Source organism: Halorubrum sp. Ea1, assembly GCF_002252965.1.
Taxonomy (GTDB): domain Archaea; phylum Halobacteriota; class Halobacteria; order Halobacteriales; family Haloferacaceae; genus Halorubrum.
In genome coordinates, this window is the sequence record NZ_NHPG01000117.1 from 41,564 (window position 1) to 59,536 (window position 17,973).

The 17,973-nt window shown below is 69.2% G+C and carries 15 protein-coding genes and 1 tRNA gene; 8 read left to right on the top strand and 8 right to left on the bottom strand.

What is annotated here, in order from left to right; translation table 11 throughout:
• Positions 1-30: 30 nt before the first annotated feature.
• On the bottom strand, positions 31-1,206 hold the full coding sequence (gene coaBC, locus DJ73_RS14520) for a bifunctional phosphopantothenoylcysteine decarboxylase/phosphopantothenate--cysteine ligase CoaBC (RefSeq protein WP_094558310.1): 1,176 nt from the start codon (positions 1,204-1,206) through the stop codon (positions 31-33).
• 599 nt (positions 1,207-1,805) lie between these two features.
• Between coaBC and DJ73_RS14530 the strand changes: the two genes are divergently transcribed.
• On the top strand, positions 1,806-2,477 hold the full coding sequence (locus DJ73_RS14530; RefSeq protein ID WP_094558312.1) for a metallophosphoesterase: 672 nt from the start codon (positions 1,806-1,808) through the stop codon (positions 2,475-2,477).
• Positions 2,478-2,517: 40 nt separating this feature from the next.
• Here the strand turns inward: DJ73_RS14530 and DJ73_RS14535 are convergent, their stop codons facing one another.
• Positions 2,518-2,835 (bottom strand): hypothetical protein, encoded by a 318-nt coding sequence (locus DJ73_RS14535; protein WP_094558313.1) that lies wholly within the window; start codon positions 2,833-2,835, stop codon positions 2,518-2,520.
• Between the two features lie 149 nt (positions 2,836-2,984).
• On the opposite strand from DJ73_RS14535, the gene DJ73_RS14540 reads away from it, so the two are divergent.
• The 4 genes from DJ73_RS14540 to DJ73_RS14555 all read left to right on the top strand — a co-directional run bounded on the left by DJ73_RS14540 (position 2,985) and on the right by DJ73_RS14555 (position 5,882).
• Positions 2,985-4,064 carry an NAD(P)/FAD-dependent oxidoreductase gene (locus DJ73_RS14540; protein ID WP_094523864.1) on the top strand — a complete coding sequence of 360 codons (1,080 nt, stop codon included), beginning with the start codon at positions 2,985-2,987 and terminating at the stop codon, positions 4,062-4,064.
• A gap of 148 nt (positions 4,065-4,212) precedes the next feature.
• A complete protein-coding gene (locus DJ73_RS14545; protein WP_094523865.1) occupies positions 4,213-4,983 on the top strand; it encodes an SDR family NAD(P)-dependent oxidoreductase in 771 nt (256 codons plus the stop codon).
• A gap of 146 nt (positions 4,984-5,129) precedes the next feature.
• Positions 5,130-5,312, top strand: coding sequence for a hypothetical protein (locus tag DJ73_RS14550; protein ID WP_094523866.1), 183 nt, complete (start codon positions 5,130-5,132; stop codon positions 5,310-5,312).
• A gap of 69 nt (positions 5,313-5,381) precedes the next feature.
• Positions 5,382-5,882: a hypothetical protein gene (locus DJ73_RS14555; RefSeq protein ID WP_094558314.1), complete on the top strand. Its 501-nt coding sequence runs from the start codon at positions 5,382-5,384 to the stop codon at positions 5,880-5,882.
• A gap of 314 nt (positions 5,883-6,196) precedes the next feature.
• Here the strand turns inward: DJ73_RS14555 and DJ73_RS14560 are convergent, their stop codons facing one another.
• Positions 6,197-7,264 (bottom strand): hypothetical protein, encoded by a 1,068-nt coding sequence (locus tag DJ73_RS14560; protein WP_094523868.1) that lies wholly within the window; start codon positions 7,262-7,264, stop codon positions 6,197-6,199.
• Positions 7,265-7,515: 251 nt separating this feature from the next.
• On the opposite strand from DJ73_RS14560, the gene DJ73_RS14565 reads away from it, so the two are divergent.
• Positions 7,516-9,270, top strand: a complete 1,755-nt coding sequence (locus tag DJ73_RS14565; protein WP_094558315.1) for an alkaline phosphatase — start codon at positions 7,516-7,518, stop codon at positions 9,268-9,270.
• Positions 9,271-9,512: 242 nt separating this feature from the next.
• Here the strand turns inward: DJ73_RS14565 and DJ73_RS14570 are convergent.
• A tRNA-Gly gene (locus DJ73_RS14570) sits at positions 9,513-9,583 on the bottom strand.
• A 242-nt stretch (positions 9,584-9,825) separates the two neighbouring features.
• Here DJ73_RS14570 and DJ73_RS14575 point away from each other — a divergent pair.
• Positions 9,826-10,350, top strand: coding sequence for a DoxX family protein (locus DJ73_RS14575; protein ID WP_094523870.1), 525 nt, complete (start codon positions 9,826-9,828; stop codon positions 10,348-10,350).
• 13 nt (positions 10,351-10,363) lie between these two features.
• Complete coding sequence (locus DJ73_RS14580) at positions 10,364-10,648, top strand: hypothetical protein (RefSeq protein ID WP_094558316.1); 285 nt, start codon at positions 10,364-10,366, stop codon at positions 10,646-10,648.
• A 33-nt stretch (positions 10,649-10,681) separates the two neighbouring features.
• Here DJ73_RS14580 and DJ73_RS14585 read toward each other — a convergent pair whose 3' ends face one another.
• The 4 genes from DJ73_RS14585 to DJ73_RS14600 all read right to left on the bottom strand — a co-directional run bounded on the left by DJ73_RS14585 (position 10,682) and on the right by DJ73_RS14600 (position 17,950).
• On the bottom strand, positions 10,682-13,117 hold the full coding sequence (locus tag DJ73_RS14585) for a methyl-accepting chemotaxis protein (protein WP_094558317.1): 2,436 nt from the start codon (positions 13,115-13,117) through the stop codon (positions 10,682-10,684).
• A 60-nt stretch (positions 13,118-13,177) separates the two neighbouring features.
• A complete protein-coding gene (locus DJ73_RS14590; RefSeq protein WP_094558318.1) occupies positions 13,178-13,816 on the bottom strand; it encodes a class I SAM-dependent methyltransferase in 639 nt (212 codons plus the stop codon).
• A 112-nt stretch (positions 13,817-13,928) separates the two neighbouring features.
• A complete protein-coding gene (locus DJ73_RS14595; protein ID WP_094558319.1) occupies positions 13,929-16,166 on the bottom strand; it encodes a type II secretion system F family protein in 2,238 nt (745 codons plus the stop codon).
• Positions 16,163-17,950 (bottom strand): type II/IV secretion system ATPase subunit, encoded by a 1,788-nt coding sequence (locus DJ73_RS14600; protein ID WP_094558320.1) that lies wholly within the window; start codon positions 17,948-17,950, stop codon positions 16,163-16,165. The genes DJ73_RS14595 and DJ73_RS14600 overlap by 4 nt, the downstream gene beginning before the upstream one ends.
• Between the last annotated feature and the right edge of the window lie 23 nt (positions 17,951-17,973).

The window sequence follows — 17,973 nt, forward strand, 5'->3', positions numbered from 1 at the left end:
CGTCGGCGATGTCACGGCCGAGCGCGGCCGTTACGCGTTCGAACGCCGCCCGAGCGCGACCGAGAGTCGGTCGGCGATCCGCCCGGCCACGTCGTCTTTCGAGCCGACCGCCGCCTCCGGCTCCGTCCCCTCGCCGCCGACGAGGAGGACCCGCGTCTCGTCGTCGCCCATCACGCCCGCGTCGTTGGCGACCACGAACGCGAGGTCGACGCGGTCGCGGATCCGCTCTGCCTCCGCGATCATCGCCGCGTCGTCGCCCGACGTCTCGGCCTTGAACCCGACGATCGGTAGGTCGGGGTACGCCTCCCGCACCGAGTCGATGAGCTTCGGCGTCGGCCGGAGGTCCACGGAGAGCGGCGACCCAGACCGGATCTTCTGGTCGACCGCGTCGGCGGTGAAGTCGGAGATGGCCGCCGCCGAGACCAGCGCGTCCGCCGTGGCCGCCGTCTGTCGGCACGCCCGCATCATCTCGTCGGCGGTCTCGACGGCGACGACGTCGGCGTAGGGGACGTCCGGGCCGTCCTGCACGAGCGTCACCTTCGCGCCGCGGACGTAGAGCGCACGGGCGACCGCCCGCCCCGTCTTCCCCGACGCCCGGTTCGTCAGGATCCGGATCGGGTCGATACGCTCCTTCGTCGCCCCGGCGGTGACGACGACGTGCGCGCCCGACAGCGAGTGGGGGGTCGTCGCGCGGGCGACCTCGGTGACGATCTCCGCCTCGTCGGCGACCTTCGCCTTCCCCTCCTCGATCCGGGGGTCCGCGAACGTCACGTCCCACGCCTCCAGGCGGTCGAGCGCCTCCAGCACGCCCGGGTGGTCGTACATCGGCTCGTGCATCGCCGGCGCCATCACGACCGGCACGTCCGCGCCGAGCGCGGTCGTCGCGCAGGTCGTCACGGGCGTGTCGTCGATCGCGGCCGCGACCTTCCCGGCGGTGTTGGCGGTCGCGGGCGCGAGCAGGAGCACGTCGGCCCACCCGTCGCGGCCGCACAGCTCCACGTGTTCGACGTCGCCGGTGATCTCGGTGACGACGGGCTCGTCGGTCGCGAAGTCGACCGCCCACGGGTGGACGATGTTCGTCGCCGCCGGGGACATGACGGCGCGCACGCTCGCGCCCTGCCGGCGCAGCTCGTGAGCGAGTTCGACGACCTTCACCGCCGCGATGCTCCCCGAGACGCCGAGCGCGACGTTGACCCCCTGTAGCATTACCGAGACCGTTCCGCCCCCGGCGGCTTATAAGATGCCGTTGCGGAACGGGTTCCGCGTCGACGGCTCACCGCGTCTCTGCGTGAATTGCTTATAAACTGATCTGCGGTGGCGCGCGCCTCCGAGTGGCCGAAAGGCCACGAGGAGCGCGTGCGAGGGACGCGGTGAGCGCTCGAAGAGCGCGAACCGCGAGGTTGGGGAGGCGTGAGGTGCGGTGCTGTGCGGGGAGGGACTCAAAGGGGCAGCCGCGAGGCGGGCGCAGGCGACGGAAGCACCGCAACGAGGGAGCGAACGAAGTGAGCGACCGAGTGAGGAGCACAGCGAGCGTGCGCCCGCCTCGCGGCTGGGGCTTTGGAGGCGTTCACCGTCGATCCGTTACTAACGATTTATAAGCGAGCGGCTGGGGCTTTGGAGGCGTTCACCGTCGATCCGTTACTAACGATTTATAAGCGAGCGGTCGGAGCTCCGGAGGCGTCCACCGCCGATCCGTCGTCGACAACGTATAACCGATCGACATCTCAGACGCTCCCTCGCTCAACACCTTTTCACGCCTCGTACAGACCGAACCTATTCCGGCGTCGCTCCCGTACGTCGACTCGATGAAGGTGGGGCTCATCTCGGACGTCCACGCGAACCTCCCGGCGCTCGAAGCGGTCCTCGACGACATGCCCGCGGTCGACCGGATCGTCTGCGCCGGCGACGTGATCGGGTACAACCCGTGGCCGGCCGAGTGCGTCGAGCGCGTGCGCGAAGTCGCCTCGAAGACGGTCAGGGGGAACCACGACCGCACCGTCGAGTCCCCGGAGCGGTACCGCGCGAACCGCATGGCCGAGGCCGGGCTCGAACACGCGAAAGCGACGCTCTCCGACGACCAGCTCGCGTGGCTCGACGGGCTCCCGCGCGCCGAGACGTTCGCGGGCGGGCGGTACCTGCTGGTCCACTCGCACCCGGCGGCCGGGCGCGAGGACGCCTACGTCTACCCCGAGGAGTTCCCGAACCTGGACCGCCACATGGGCGACTACGACGGGATCGTCCTCGGGCACACGCACGTGCAGGGGAAGCGGTCGGTCGCCGGCGGCGTCGTCGTCAATCCCGGCAGCGTCGGCCAGCCGCGCGACGGCGACCCGGCCGCCGGGTACGCCGTGCTTGACGCGGCGACGGACGACGTCACGCTCGAACGGGTCCCGTACGACGTCGACCGCGTGAGCGAGGCGATCGCCGACGCCGGGCTCCCGGAGCGCACCGCCGAGCGACTGTATCAGGGGAAGTGAGGTCCGGACGGGCCGGCCGCCCCGGAGGGAGCGCCCCGCGTCACGGCCAGAGCCCGACGAGGAGCAGGACGTTCCGCGCGGCGGTCGCGAGCGAGAGGAGACCGACGCCGGCGCACATCAGCGTCGCGACGAGCCGCCGGGTCCCGCCCGCGACCGCGACGGGGATCCCGATGACGACCATCCCCGCGGCCTTGGTGAGGATCATCCCGGGAACGAGTCCGAAGGCGGCGATGAGGGCGGCGCCGACCGGGGAGCCCTCGACGTACTGGCCGCCGCCGATCGCGACGTACGTGGACGCCACGTCGGCGGCGACTCCGACGGCGAGGAGGACGAGAGCGGCGGCGAGTCGCGATGGCACTGGCACACCGGAGGCGACGGACCATAATAAGCTTCCGGGGGTCCCGCGTATTCGGGCGACTCGAACCGGGTAAGCGATGCCTACCGGGCTGGCCGCGGACCGCGCACAGCACGACGCCATTTAAACCGACGCGTCGCCTACTACCGGTAATGAGTTCGTCCGACGACGAGTACGAGATCGCTGTGGTCGGCGGCGGGCCGGCCGGGCTGACGACCGCGCTGTACGGGGCCCGACTGGGCCACGAGACGGTGCTCATCGACAGGGGCGGCGGCCGCGCGGCGATGATGGCGGACACCCACAACGTGATCGGGATCACTGAGGAGACCTCCGGCAACGAACTCCTCGCGACCGGCCGCGAGCAGGTCCAGTCGTACGGCGGCACCTTCGAGCGCGGCTTCGTCACCGACGCGGTCGAGACCGACGACGGCCGCTTCCGGCTGACGACGAGCGACGCCGAGATCGTCGCGGACCGCGTCGTCCTCGCGACCGGGTTCTCCGACGAGCGCCCCGACCCGCCGCTCCCGCGGAACGCGAAGGGGCTCCACTGGTGTCTCCACTGCGACGCGTACATGTTCGTCGACGAGCCGGTGTACGTGATGGGCCACGGCGAGGCGGCGGCCCACGTCGCGATGATCATGCTGAACGTGACCGACGACGTGGACCTCCTGACCCGCGGCGCGGAGCCGACGTGGAGCGAGGAGACGGCAGCCCGACTGGAGGCCCACCCGGTTGACGTCGTCCACGAGGACGTCGCCGGCGTCGAGAACGACCCCGACTCCGGCTGGCTGGAGGCGATGGAGTTCGAGGACGGGACCCGCCGCGAGTACCGCGGCGGCTTCCCGATGTACGGCTCCGACTACAACACCGCGCTCGCGGAGGGGCTCGGCTGTGACCTCACGGATGGCGGCGAGGTCGACGTCGACGACCACGGCCGCACGAGCGTCGACGGCGTCTACGCGGTCGGCGACGTGACGCCCGGTCACAATCAGGTCCCCGTCGCGATGGGACAGGGCGCGAAGGCCGGGATCGCGCTCCACAAGGAGCTCCGCGAGTTCCCGCGCTCGACGGAGGAGATCGCCCGCGACGGCCCCGTCGACGCCGACGAGGTACCCGCCATCTCCCCCGACCTCATGGCGACCGCGGTCGCCCACGAGGGACACGCCGGCGGCCCGCGCGAGGACCCGGGCCGCGAGGTCGAGCCCGAGGCGACCGCGGCCGACGACGACTGAGTCGGTTCGGCCGGGGCTCCCCGGGGGCGACCGGGGCTCCCCGGAGGTCCCCGAGGCTCCCGTGGCTCCTCGGAGGTTCCCGTGAAGAGTCGTCGCTCGGGAGCCCGCGATACCGATCCTTTTTGATCCGCAGCACCGGACGGCCAGTATGGGAACTATCGACGCGGACTTCGCCGACGAGACGGTCGTGGTCACGGGCGGATCGAGCGGCATCGGCCGCGCGGTCGCGACCGCGTTCGGCGACGCGGGCGCGACCGTGATCAACGCCGACGTCCGGAAGGATCCGAAGGACGTCGGCGCCGAGACGCCGACGCACGAGGCCATCGAGGAGCGCGGCGGGATCGCGACGTTCGTCGAGACCGACGTCTCCGACCCCGCCCAGATCGAGACGGTGGTCGAGGCGGCCCGCGAGTTCGGCGGGGTCGACGTGATGGTGAACAACGCCGGCGTCCACCGCAGCCGCGAGTTCCTCGACGTCACCCCGGAAGACTTCGATTTCGTCCACGGCGTCAATCTCAAGGGCGCGTTCTTCGGCACGCAACTGGCGGCACGGGACATGATCAATCGCGGCGCCGAGGGAACGATCGTGAACACGTCGTCGACGACGGCCGAGCGCGCGGAGCGCGATCACTCGCACTACGCGGCGACGAAGGGCGGCATACAGATGCTCACCCGAAGCGCGGCGCTCGAACTCGACGGCTACGGGATCAGGGTGAACGCGGTCGCGCCGGGGCCGATCGCCACCGAGATCCGGGAGGGCTGGGCCGACGAGGCGCGCGACATCGACGGATCCGGCGGCCTCCCGTCCCGCGCCGGCACGCCCGCGGACCTGCGTGACGCGTACCTCTACCTCGCCTCCGACGGGGCGAGCTACGTGACCGGCGAGACGGTCTGGGTCGACGGCGGAGCGAGTCTGTGATCCGCGCCCGAGCGGCGCCGGGTCGACGCGCGGTCGGCGGGCCTCTACCCCGCTCGAACGCCGCCTGACCGCGCGTCTGAGCGGCTCTCGTCCGGCGGCCGTCGACGGGATCAAACTCTTGTCCGGGAGGGTCCAACGCGGAAGTGATGAGCGCCACCTCCCCGCTGTCCGGGCCGCTGCTCTCCACGGAACAGACCCTCTGGGTGCTGATCGCCGCCGGGTGGTTCGTCATCGGCGGCGTCGCCCTAGTCGACGGGCGGCGGCTGTTCGGGACCGCGTGGCTCCTCCTCGGGCTCGGGAGCGCCTATCGGATCTTCAGGACTGACTGAGCGGGTCGCGTAGACACCGGCGGGTCGCGGAACACAACGTATAGGCCGATCGCGGTCCGACATCGAGACATGCAGTGGTCCTCCGAGCGCAGCGGTTCCCTCCGGTGGGCGGGGCGGTCGCTCGCCGGACTCGTCGGCGCGATCCTGTGTCTCGACGTGCTGCTCCTGCTGGTCCCGGCGTCCGGCGGAACGGTAGAGGCGGTTCGAGTGATCCTCGCGGTCGCCGCGGCCCTGACGGTGCCGCTCGCCGTGGGGCTCGGCCTCGCGTACAGACCGATCTACGCGATCGGTGGCCTGCTGGCGGCGCCGCTCGTCGCGGTGTACGTCGTGTCCGGGCTGTTGCTCCCGTGGAATCAGCTCGCGTTCTACACGGGTCAGCGGACGCTCGAAGCGTTGCTGGCCGTCCCGGCGGTCGGCGACCGGCTCACCGCGGCCGCTTTCGGCGGCTTTACCCTGTCGCAGCGGTCGCTCCGACTCGCGTTTCGCTACCACTACGCCGTCGTCGGGCTCGCCGCCGCGCTCGGTGGAGGCGTCTACGTCGCGGAAACTCGACGGGCGACCGGCGAGTGAGCGGTTCGACGGCGTCGTCCCTCGAGACGATGCGAGGGAATCGATCGAGAGATATGCGCCCGCGCGCAAGACGAGCGTCCTGACGCGTCCGAGAGCGGCGAGCCCGCTCGGTTCGTCGGGTCGACAGCAGCGAGGGTGCGTCCGTTACGGGGCCCGGAAATCCGAACGCATTAAGCGCCACGGGGGTCGGATGAGGCGGTCACCCGACCCGTGTACGCGGACCGCCGCGGGCTGTCGTCAGCGCGAGAGGTCGCCGACCGTGTAGTTCACCCTCACTTTCCCCGGATGTCGATGACGCTCGCCGTACCCGGCGCTCACGTCGACTCGTCGCTGAATTTCGACAACACCCGCGAAGCGATCGTATCCAAGGTGACGAGCGCCACGTTCACGTAGAGTCCGACTAAGAACGCGAGGCCGGAAATGAGTCCGGTGGCCGTCGTAGCGCTGTCGGTGAAGAGGAACGAGAACATGTAGAGACCCGCTGCCAGCAACAGCGCCGCGGGCACGCGGATGCCATTCTGCAGGAGGGAGAGGAGACTCCTGTCGAACTCTCTGAACAGCGTCGTGAAGAGGTAGCCCAGCGACCCCAGCAACGCGTACAGGTAGACGTACGACGGAACCGGCTCCGCGACCGGCCCCACGAACGGGAGTACGTTCTCGCCGAGCGATGTGACGACGCCGATAGCGAGCAGCACCAGTCCGAGTCCGAACAACAGGAGACTTCGACGGTCGCGGTACCAACGGGGTTCGTCGGGTCGTCTTCCCGCGGGGAGGATACTGAACGGTTCATCGTCCGTTGTCGCTGCCGACTCGCCGTTGCTTTCCTCGGTCAAGCTAAGCAACTGTTTGGCGACCGTCCCGAGGACCTGATAAACGCGCTCCACGTAGAAGCCCGCAACGAAAGCGAGCCCGGCGAATATCGCGTCCGGTGAAGCGAGAGTAAAGGAGAGTGCGTCGTCCACCGCGCCGTGAGCGAGATAGATCCCCGCGGCCAGACAGAGCGCCCCAACCGGACGGAGTCCCAAGCGCACGACTTGGATCCACGACCGGTGAACGTACGCCACGTCGTCCGTGTCCGGGTCGACGTCGGTGACGAAAGCGAGGAGGGACCTGGCCATCGCTCCGAAGAATCCGTACAGGTACACGTCGAACGGAACGCCGACACCCTCCGCGATCAAGTTCAGGCTCTCTATTGAGGCAGCGACGGCCGAAAGCGTGAGGAGGACGCCGCTCACGACGATCGCTTGTCCGACGGATACACTGTACCACGTGTTCGCGTACGCCTCGACCTTCCTCAGTTTGCCCGCCTCTTCGACGTCCTGATCGACTGGTCCGCTCTCCTCGCTCTCGGTCGCGCCGTTCCCCTCAGTATAGGTTGCCATATCCTAACATGTTACGTAATAACATAACAAATTTCTTCTCGAAAACATGAATGAATTGACGAAGCGACCATCGGCGGTAGCCGGTGGTATGCTGCGGATGGACGCTGCTTCGACTCGTATCGACGTGCGGCCCAGTGTCGTAGAAACGTGGCCAGCGATTGTGAAGAGGGGTTACAAATTAATGATATGAGGTTATTGGTAACAAGTGTTAGTGTCAGCGGACGAGCAACCAGACCGGCTCACAACACGATATGTCGAACGTCACGATTCGGCAGCCCGTCAGGGCGGCCGAGCTCACCGAACTCGATAGCACACCCGAGGACGACGGCGGTCTGACGGAGGCCGAACCCGCCGACGTGTTCCCCCAGTCGGTAGCCAGCGGTGGTCCGACCCCGGAGTCGGTCATCCTCTGGACTCGAATCAATCCCGAGCGATACGACCCGTCGGAATCGCTGTGCCTCGAGGTCGCGACTGACCCGTCTTTCGAAGACGACCCCAGGGTATTCGAGTTCGACGGCCCGGGGGTCAAACCGCCCGACAACTACACCGTTCGCGTCGACCTCGATCACGACGCCGTCGACGCGGACTCGGTCTATTACTATCGGTTCGTCTACCGCGGAGTACGGAGCAACACCGGTCGGTGTCGGACGCTGCCGGCCGAGGACGGCGAACCCGAGTCAGTTCGGTTCGGAGTGCTGAACTGTCAGGACTACCAGAACGGCTACTTCGGCGCGATGGCGCGGCTCGCGGAGACGGACGTCGACTTCGTGTTGCATCTCGGCGACTACATCTACGAACACGTCGCCGAGGGCGACCCGGGGGGCGTCGGTGGCCCGTACCCGGACCGACGGATCGAGCTCCCGGACAGCGGCACGCGCCCGATGAGTCTCGACGACTTCCGGCGCATCTACGAGACGTACAAGACCGATCGCCACCTCCAGCGACTTCACGAGCGCCACACCGTGATTCAGACGTGGGACGATCACGCCATCGCCAACGACCGGTACTGGGACTACGACGCCGGCGCACCGGTGTTCCCCGACCACCCGTGCGGCGACGTCCCGGAGTTCACGCGGTACCTCACCGCCGTCGGGATCCAAGCGTGGTGGGAGTTCGTCCCCGGACGCATCGAGTACGACCCGAGCGCGGACCGCCTTCACGAGTCGTTCGACCTGTATCGGAGCCTGCGGTTCGGCGACCTCGTCACGCTCGCGCTGACGGACGAGCGGCTTTTCAGAAGCGAACCGCGGTCGTGGCCGGCGGAGCTGCTCGACCCGTGGTCCGAGCCGGACCCCTCGCGGACGATGCTCGGGGAGGCCCAGCGCGGGTGGCTGCGCGAGACCTTCCGCGAGAGCGAGACGGTGTGGACGGCGTGGGCCAACGCGGTGCTGTTCAAACGACTCTACTTCCTGGGCAAGGGGTTCATCTTCTGGGAAGACGCCTGGAGCGGGTTCGAGTCCGAACGACGGGAGATCGTCGACACCCTCACCGCGGTCCGAGAACGGGGTGACACGAACGTCGTGACGCTGACCGGGGACATGCACATGACGCTGGCCGCTCGCCTCCGGAACGAACGGCAGGGCGACACGCCGGTCGGCGTCGAGTTCATGACGCCGAGCGTGACGAGCGTCAATCCCCGCGAAAGAGCCACCGAGATCGGGCAGCGGGTCGGACTGGGACGCGAGTTCGGACGGTTCGTCTCGTGGCTCGTCAGGAGCGTGTCGACGTCGCGGGCGGCCGACTACCTGTCCGCTACCGGATTCCTCCCGGAGTTCGCGCTCTCCGACGGCTCCCACTGGGGGTTTTCCGTCATCACGTTCTCGCGCGAGTCCTGTCGATGGGACGTGTACTGGGTGGACAAGACGGACGATTCGGCGACCAGCGAGTGCCGGTCGGCCTATCGCGTTTCCGTCCCGGCGGGCGAGTATACGATTCACGAACGTCGTGAAGCGGGTCCAGGTCCTGACGGCGATGCGATCGGTACTGAGCGAAGCAACCCCGACTGATAGGGTTCAAACCCCTTCGGCGATTTCTCTCACTTCGTTCGAGAAATGCGCCGGCCGGGACCCTCGCGAGCGAACAGCGTGAGCGAGCGAGGGTACGGGCGGCGCACGACCGAAGGGAGTGCGCCGGCCGGGATTATGAACCAGAGGAAGACGGTCCTGCTCGCTCACTTCGTTCGCTGCGCGGGCTGCGACTTCCAGGGTTCAAATCCCTCTCGGCGATTTCTCTCACTTCGTTCGAGAAATGCGCCGGCCGGGATTTGAACCCGGGCCATGAGCTTGGAAGGCTCAGGTCCTACCACTAGACCACCGGCGCGCGTGGGTGCGTCCGTCGCTGACGCGTGTAGACGTAGGCCGAACGAATCCAATAAACGTTCCGTGTTCCCGACGCCGGACGGATATCTCGGGGCCCGATGTGGTTCCGAGCGGCAGATAGTACTTAAAACACCACAATATCGCGGGCCGTTCCCGTACGCTTAGAACGCTTTTCAGGGAGTTAGAAGCCGGTTGGGGGAATATACGGGCTGCCACTCAACGTTCATCCGTGAGGTGAGCACGATGTCATACCAATCAGGAAATCCACTGGTCGACGAGGTCGAGTTCGCGCTTGACGGTCCGTGGGCGGCGTACTGGATCGCCTTCCTACGCGTGGTGACCGGATGGTGGTTCTTCCACGCCGGCGTCACGAAACTCATCGAGGACGGGCTGTCATACACCTACGGCCCGATGTACATGCAGGAAATGACCGACACCGTGTTGGGCGGCATCCCCGTCTGGATGGGGAGCAACCTCGCGTGGCTCATCGAGCCGGGCGTGCCCCTGTTCGAGACGCTGATCGGGCTGGCGCTGATAGCGGGCGCGTTCACTCGGCTGGCCGCCTTCGGCGGGGTCATCTTCATGGTCCTGTTCTGGGTCGGCAACGCCGGCTTCGGTCACGGGCTGGTCAACAGCGACTTCATGGGGCTGCTGCTGTTCATCACCGTGATCATGCTGTCGGCCGGGCGCTACTACGGCCTCGACGCGCTCATCGAGAAGCTCGACGTCGTCAAGCAACACCCGAAACTCCGCTACCTGCTCGGTTAAGAGGTGACACCCAATGACTGACATCATCGACAAGGCGGCGATGGCGCTGAGCGCGGGACTGATGCTGCTCGGACTCGTCGGCATGGGGATCGTCGAGATCCTCGCCGGCGCGCCCTACAGCCCCGTCCCGATCACTAACGAGGCGGGCGAGGTCGTGGCGACGCCGCTGATCTCGCCGCAGATTCGGACGGGCGTCGTGCTGGCCGGCATCGCGGTGCTCGGCCTCTACGCGGCGTACAAGATCGCGACGCCGCTCGCGGACGACGCGGATGCCGGCCACGAGACCGTGGCCGACTGAGCCGTGAGCCGAGCGTCGCGGTAACCGGCGCGATTACTCTTCTGCGTTCGCGTTCAACGATCCGTCGACGAGCCCCGGCTCCCTCGCCTCGTCCGTCCCTCCGTCGGCGCTCACCGACTGGCCGGAATCGGTCATCCCGAAGTCGAAGTCGGTGTCGGCGTCGCGGTCGCTGTCGGCGTCGCGGTCGCTGTCGTCGAATACGCCGAGATCGGTCTTCCCGTCGCCGACGTCGCGCTCGCCGTCCACCTCGAACCCCTCGGTCATCCGGCGCAGGTCCCGGGCGCGCTCGGTGAGCGCGTGGGCCTGCTCGGAGACGTCGCCGAGCGTTGCGGCCTGCTCCTCGGCGGTCGACGCGACCGTGGTCGCCTCCGCGGTCGTCTGCTGGCTGACGCCGGCCAAGTCGTCGACGGCACCGGTGACCTCGTTGACCGACGACGCCTGCGCGTCCATCGCGCCGGAGATCTCCTGGACGCCGTCGTCGGCCTCGGCCACCCGCGTCGCGACCTCGCTCAGGGCGTCGTCCGCGGTCTCGACCGTGTCGACGCCGGCGTCGACCCCCTCGCGGATCCGCGACATCTCCGCGACGCTCTCGTCGGTGCGCTCGCGGAGCCCGTCGATCAGCGCCTCGACCTCGGCCGCGGACGACTGCGTCTCCTCCGCGAGCGCCTTCACCTCCTCGGCGACGACGGCGAAGCCGGAGCCCGCCTCGCCCGCCCGCGCCGCCTCGATCGACGCGTTCAGCGCCAGCAGGTTCGTCTGGTCGGCGATCTCCGAGATCGTCTCGACGATCGCGTCCACCTCCGCCATCTCCGCTTCGAGGCGCTCGATCGTCTCGGTCGCCGACTCCGAGCGCTCCTCGACGTCGTGCAGCTCCGCGACCGCCGCGGCCGTGGCCTCGCGGCCCTCCTCGGTGACCGCGTTCGCCTCTCTGGAGGTGGTCGCGACCTGATCGGCGGAGGCGGCGACCTCCTCGACCGTGGCGGACATGTCCTCCATCTCGCCGGCGACCTCCGAGAGCCGCCGACTCTGTCGCTCCGCGCCGGCCGAGATCTCGTCGACCGCGTCGCTCGTCTCCCGGCCCGCGGCGGCGACCTCGTCCGCGCCGTCGGTGACCGCCTCGCTCCGGGCCGCGACCTGCCCGGCGAAGGCGTCCACCTCCGCGATGGCCCCCTCCAGCTCGTCCATCGCGTCGTTGAACCCGTCGGCGATGTCGGCGAGCGCGTCCGGATCGTCGGGCTCGACGTCGAGTCGGGCGGTGAGGTCGCCGTCGGCGCAATCGTCCATCGTCGCGCCGAACGCCGCCGCGCGCGACTCCAGCCGCTCCGCGAACGCCTCGCTCTCGGCCTTGGCGTCCTCGGCCCGCCGCTTCTGCGTCTCGGCCGACTCGATCTGCTCGCCGAGCGAGTCGCGCATCGTCGAGAACGCGCCGTAGAGGTCGCCGAACTCGTCGCGGCGCTCGGTGTCGAATCCGACGTCGAGGTCGCCGCTCTCCAGCGCCCGCGCCTTCCGAGTGAGTCGGTTCAGCTCCGCGACGGTGCCGCGGCCGAGCGTCGCGCCCAACAGACCGAGCCCGACGACCGCGACGCCGACGATGAGCAGCAGGTTCCGGCCGATCATCCCGGAGAGCGCGTACGCCTCCGCGAGGGGGACGTGGACGGCGACGTACCAGTCCTCCGAGGGGACCGGTGCGTACGCGACGAAGTACTCGGCGTCGTCGGTGAACTCGAAGGTCGCCGACGACACGTGACCGACCGCGGAGCCGGAGATCATCGCGTCCCGCACCTCGTCGGCGTACGGTTCGGCCACGGTCCCCTCGCGGTCGCTGGCCCCGATCACGCCGTCGGACTGGACGATAGTGGTGAACGAGCCGTCGGTCGGCTGCCGGAGGTCTCCGACGATCGACGCGAGCGACACCTCCATGACGAAGTAGTTGCGCCGCGGCGTGTACGCGACGTACGAGACGTGCCGCTCGTCGTCCACCTCGTACGTCGGCGACGTGTAGGTGTCCTCGCCGATCAGGAGACCGTCGTTGAGCCAGTTCGTCTCGGTGATCGCGGTGCCGCGCTCGTGGTCGGTCGAGGCGATCAGCGTGCCTTCCTGCCGGTTGACGTAGTGGAAGGCGACGATCTCGTCGGGCTGCCACGAGAGCTGCGAGGTGAGATAGCTCTCCACCTCTTCGGGCTCTCTCGTGAACCCGAAGGCGTCGCTGTCGGCCGTCTCTCTGGCGATCGAGCGGTGATCGCTGGTCCACACGTCGATCTCCGTGGCGCTCAACTCAGCGACCGCGGTGTAGTCCTGTTGGGCGTTGGCCTCCAGGCGGTCCGTCGTCTCCGCGTAGGTGACCGCGCCGACGGCGCCGATGGCCAGGACGACGAGGATCACGACGACCGCGAACTTGGCGAGGTAGCTCCGAGTGATCGCGCCTGGACTCAGGCGCCGGAGGAGGCGATCGAGGCGAGTCGAACTCATTGACTCGACGGCCGCGGCACCGATGCTTTAAACCTCTCCCCGCGGTATCCGTCGTGATAATTAGGGGCGAGGTCCCGTGACCACGGCGTAGCAGTTCCCGCTGGAGACGGTCGATTCGACGACTGAGAGCCGGCTGTTATCGATATCGGCGTCGAACTCGTCGGGCGCGTAGACGTGATAATACCGCGGGACCGTCTCGCCGCCGGGGAGCGTCCAGTCGACGGTCGTGTCGAACCCCTCCGTCCGGTCGAAGCGGTCGTGGGCGGTGCTCCACGCGCTCACGAGCGCGACCCCGCCCGGCGCGAGGACCCGCGCGAGTTCGTCGAGGCTTCGAACGCGGGCGGCGCGGGGCGAGAGGTGGTGGAGCGTGGCGACGTACGTGGCGAGCCCGACCGCGTCGTCGGCGATCGGGAGGGCGGCGGCGTCGCCGTGAACGAGGTCCAGCGCGTCGGCGAAGTCGCGCTCGCGGGCCCGCGTCGCCGCCTCGCGCAGGAGCGCTCGGCTCAGGTCGATACCGACGACCGACTCCGCGCGGGCGGCGAGCAGCTCCGCGTGGCGGCCGTTGCCGCAGCCGACGTCGAGCGCGCGCGTCGCCGACCGACCGTCCAGGAACGACTCGACCTCCGGCCACGCGTACTCGCGGGTCTTCGCGAAGTGCGCGGCGATGCGGTCGTACGTCGACTGCGGGTCCGTTTCCATGCCGGTCGGTCGGCGCCGAGCGACATAGCTCCGGTGACTGGCGGTCCGGCGAGAGAGGGCGGTCCGGCGGGGAGACGACCCGGCGAGAGAGGGCTGCCCGACGCGCGTCCCGTCACACCATGCCGATGACGGCGAAGGTGAGGAGCGTCAGCGCGAGGAGGACGACCACGTGTTTCACCCCGTCCCTGACCGAGCCCTCGCCGAGCTGGCCGGCGACGATCCCGGAGCAGACGGCCTGCACGGCCGCGGCGTGGAAGAACAGCTGCTCGTAGGCGAACGCGTCGATGTCGCCGAGACCGTCGGTGATCCCGGTCGGGCCGCTCGGCGCGCCGGGAACGGTGCCCGCCCCGCCGCCGCTCGGGATCGCGGCCTCCTCGATGGCCGGGATGAAGGAGACGGACAGCGCGGTGATGATCCCGAGGAAGACGAGGAAGGAGATGTAGATCACGATGAGGTACGTGAGCATGACCTGCCGGCGCTCCCGGCGGAGCGACCACGTCGCTCGCGACTCGTCGGCCGCGATCCGGAGCACGGGCCCGATGTCGCCGCTCGCGTGCATCGCGTTCGTCACCAGCGCCACGGCCCGGGAGGTCATCGGCGATCGGACCCGGCGCTCCAACCGGCGGAGCGCGGTGCTCACGTCGGCGCCCCAGTTGATGTCGCGGCGGGTGCGCTTCAGGTCGGCCGTCAGCTCCTCGAGGTTCGAGTCGGCGACGCGCCGGACGCTCCCGACGACGGAGGTACCGGCCTCGTTGACGCTCGCGAGGCGGTCGAGGAAGTCGGGCACCGACGACTCGATCCGGCGGACGCGCCGCTTCCGGACCTCGTAGACGACCGCGTAGACCGCGAGGACGAACGCCGTCGCGACGACGATCGGCGTCTCGATCTGCGCGACCATCTCGGTCGGCGACCCGAGCGTGACCGGGAAGGCGAAGGCGAGCAGCCCGAGGACCGCGAGCGGCACGGTCAGGAGGAACGACGTCCACGGGGCCTCGACCGCGTTCTCGACTGGCGACGCGGCCCACCGTCGCAGTCGCCGGACTCGGTCGTACGCCCGGAGCCGCTCCCGGCTGACGGCCCAGCGGTCGGCCTCGCCCGCGACCCCGCCGGCGCCGCCCGGGTCGCTCTCGGTCCCCTCGGCGACGCCGCCGTCGGATCGGGCTTCGGCCGTCGCCGCGCTTCCCGCGCCGTCGGTCCCCGTGAGTCGGCCGTCGCTCTGACCGCCGGGAGCGGTTTCGCCGCCCCCGATGTCGCCGGTCACGCCGGTCGCGCTGTCGTCGGCCGGCTCCGAGAGGTCGACGCTCTCCGTTCCGCCTACCCCCTGCGTCACGCTGTCGACGTAGACGACGAACCCGAACGTCGCCAGCGGGACGCCGAGGTAGACGACGACGCGGAGCAGCGGGAGCGTGTCCTCCAGCACGAGGCCGATGACGACGAGGATGGTGATGAAGAAGAGCGGCCCGGCGACGAGGGCCGTGACGTACGCCTCCGCGAACGTCGACAGCAGCTCAAGGTAGCGCTCCTGTTTCGACTCGGCCTCCGCCTGGTACAGCTCGTACTGGTCCGCGAGGAACGCCGAGATCGACTGTCCGGTGCCGAGGACCGAGGCGAGGTTCTCAGAGAAGTCGGCCAGGTCGTCGCTCGGCGTCCGGCGCGCGGTGCGCTGGAGCGCGGTCAGGGCGTCGGTACCGAACGCGTTCATGTCGCGGACGGCGACCGACAGCTCCGTGGCCGCCTCGCCGTACACCGCCTCGTTCTCCGCGAGCGTGTCCATCACACGCGGGAACGCCATCCCCGACCGCGAGAGCGCGTACATGAACGCGACCGTCCGCGGGAGAGTGGCGTCGATCTCGGCGGCTCGGGCGTGCGCCCGTTGGCTCAGCAGCTCCCACCGCCCGTAGTAGGTGCCGGCCGCGAGCGCGGAGCCGAGCGTCGCCGAGGCGAAGGTGAGCAAGAGGAACAGCCCCGGGAGATCGAGCGTCGCCAGCCCCGCGACGCCGGCGAGGAAGGAGAGCGACCCCGGCAGCGCCGCGCGGATCGCCTCCGCGCCGACGTCGAGCGCGGAGAGGAGCGCGGCGGCCGCGTACACCCCGAGCACGCTCCCCGCGACGCCGAGCGCGCCGGCGTACAGCAGCGTCCGAGAGGCGTACGCCCGGTGGGTCCCAGCGACGTGGGCGGCGTGCAACAGGTCGCGCTGGCGCCGTCGCCGGGGGCCGTCCTCCGCGACATAGTCGCCGAACAGCGACAGCGCGACCCGAGTGACCAACAGGTCGACGCGGCGGGAGACGACCGGTAACAGCAGCGCCAAACAAAGTCCGAGCGCGGCGAACAGCGGGAGCGAAGCGATCATCGCGGCGGGTCTCCGACTCCGGGCGACTCCGTCTCGTCCCCGGCCGGCCCACGCCCGTCGTCCGGCGTAGTCGTATCGGCCGGCCCCCGCCCGTCGTCCGGCGTAGTCGTACCGGCCGGCCCACGCCCGTCGTCCGGCGCGGTCGCCTCGTCCGGCACAGCGGCGCCCTCGGCGTCCGCCGCCCGCTCCGTTAGCCGGTTCATCACGCGGTCGGGGTCGGCGTAGTACTCGTTGACGAGGGCCGTGAACGTCCGGTAGTCCGTGATGCCGAGCGCGCGGAGCAGCTCCAGGAAGCGCTCGCGGCGCCGGATCTCGCGGAGCAGCTCGGAGCGGGACCAGCCGCGCTCGTCGGCGATCTCGTCCATGAGCGACGAGTCGTTGCGGCGGAACTCGTCGGTCTCGGCGTCCCACTCGAACGCGGAGGAGTAGTCGAGCTCGCCGGTCCGCTGGTCGATGCCGCCGATCTCGCCGATCGTCTTCGCGCGCCGGACGCGCTGGTCGCCGGAGCGGGTCAGCGTCTGGATCGAGAGCATGTCGAGCGACTGCACCATCGCGCGCGGCACGTTGATCGGCTCGTTCTCCAGCCGGTTTATCACCGTCTCGATCGAGTCGGCGTGCATCGTCGAGAAGGTGGTGTGACCCGTGTTCATCGCCTGGAACAGCGTGATCGCCTCGTCGCCGCGCACCTCGCCGACGACGATGTACTCGGGGCGGTGGCGCAGCGCCGAGCGGAGCAGGTCGTACATGTCGATGTCGGTCCCCTCGTAGCGGCGCTCGCGGGTGACCGAGGAGAGCCAGTTGTCGTGGTAGAGGGAGAGCTCGCGGGTGTCCTCGATGGTGAGCACCTTCGCGCGCGGCGGGACGAACATCGACACCGCGTTCATCGAGGTGGTCTTCCCCGAGGCGGTGCCGCCGGCGAAGATGAGGCTCTTGTTGTGCTCGATACAGAGCCAGAAGTACGCCATCTGCTCGACCGAGAAGGTGCCGTACTCCACGAGGTCGATCGGCGTGAACGGGTCCTCCGCGTACTGGCGGATCGTGAACGCGGAGCCGCGGGGGGTCACCTCCTCGCCGAGCGCGAGCTCGGCGCGGGAGCCGTCCGGCAGCGTCGTCTCCACGATCGGGTCGCCGACGGAGACGTGGCGGCCGGACTGTTGAGCGAGCCGGATGACGTAGTTGTCGAGCTCGCCCTTCGCGAACGAGACGTTCGTCTCGATGTCGGTGTAGTCGTCGTGGTAGACGAAGATCGGGAGGTCGTACCCGTCACAGGAGACGTCCTCGATGTGGCGGTCGTTCAGTAGGGGGTCGACCTTCCCGTAGCCGCGGAAGTCACGGTAGAGGTAGTACGCGAGCGCGTGGAACGTCGCCATGTCGGCCTCGACGCCGTACCCCTCCAACAACGCCTGCAGCTCCTTCCGAAGCGTCTCCTCGTCGGTCTTGCCGGTCCCCTCGCGGTACAGCAGTGGATCGCGGATGTCGTCGACGACGCGGTCGAGGAGGTCGCGCTCGAACTCGTCGAGGTCCGGCTCGACCGCGTAGTACCGGTGCTCGCTCTCGGCGTCGTCGTAGGTGATCACGACGTACGCGTACGGGGCGTTCACCCAGTAGCGGTCGACCTCGCGCTCGCCCTCCGGCACCGTGAAGTCGGCGAGCGGGCCGTCCTCGCCCGGGCGGAAGGAGCGGACATCGAGTTCCGACCCCCGCAGTATCTCCCACGTTCGAGAGAGCCGCCGCCGGAGGGCCTCGAAGCGGTCCCCGGCGTCGTCGCGAGCGTCACTCGCCATCTCGTTACGGTCCGTATGCGGCG

Bases quoted from the DNA above. Each gene is read 5' to 3' on its own strand.
- coaBC (WP_094558310.1), bottom strand. From the start codon at position 1,206: ATGCTACAGGGGGTCAACGTCGCGCTCGGCGTCTCGGGGAGCATCGCG.
- DJ73_RS14530 (WP_094558312.1), top strand. From the start codon at position 1,806: ATGAAGGTGGGGCTCATCTCGGACGTCCACGCGAACCTCCCGGCGCTC.
- DJ73_RS14540 (WP_094523864.1), top strand. From the start codon at position 2,985: ATGAGTTCGTCCGACGACGAGTACGAGATCGCTGTGGTCGGCGGCGGG.
- DJ73_RS14545 (WP_094523865.1), top strand. From the start codon at position 4,213: ATGGGAACTATCGACGCGGACTTCGCCGACGAGACGGTCGTGGTCACG.
- DJ73_RS14550 (WP_094523866.1), top strand. From the start codon at position 5,130: ATGAGCGCCACCTCCCCGCTGTCCGGGCCGCTGCTCTCCACGGAACAG.
- DJ73_RS14555 (WP_094558314.1), top strand. From the start codon at position 5,382: ATGCAGTGGTCCTCCGAGCGCAGCGGTTCCCTCCGGTGGGCGGGGCGG.
- DJ73_RS14560 (WP_094523868.1), bottom strand. From the start codon at position 7,264: ATGGCAACCTATACTGAGGGGAACGGCGCGACCGAGAGCGAGGAGAGC.
- DJ73_RS14565 (WP_094558315.1), top strand. From the start codon at position 7,516: ATGTCGAACGTCACGATTCGGCAGCCCGTCAGGGCGGCCGAGCTCACC.
- DJ73_RS14575 (WP_094523870.1), top strand. From the start codon at position 9,826: ATGTCATACCAATCAGGAAATCCACTGGTCGACGAGGTCGAGTTCGCG.
- DJ73_RS14580 (WP_094558316.1), top strand. From the start codon at position 10,364: ATGACTGACATCATCGACAAGGCGGCGATGGCGCTGAGCGCGGGACTG.
- DJ73_RS14585 (WP_094558317.1), bottom strand. From the start codon at position 13,117: ATGAGTTCGACTCGCCTCGATCGCCTCCTCCGGCGCCTGAGTCCAGGC.
- DJ73_RS14590 (WP_094558318.1), bottom strand. From the start codon at position 13,816: ATGGAAACGGACCCGCAGTCGACGTACGACCGCATCGCCGCGCACTTC.
- DJ73_RS14595 (WP_094558319.1), bottom strand. From the start codon at position 16,166: ATGATCGCTTCGCTCCCGCTGTTCGCCGCGCTCGGACTTTGTTTGGCG.
- DJ73_RS14600 (WP_094558320.1), bottom strand. From the start codon at position 17,950: ATGGCGAGTGACGCTCGCGACGACGCCGGGGACCGCTTCGAGGCCCTC.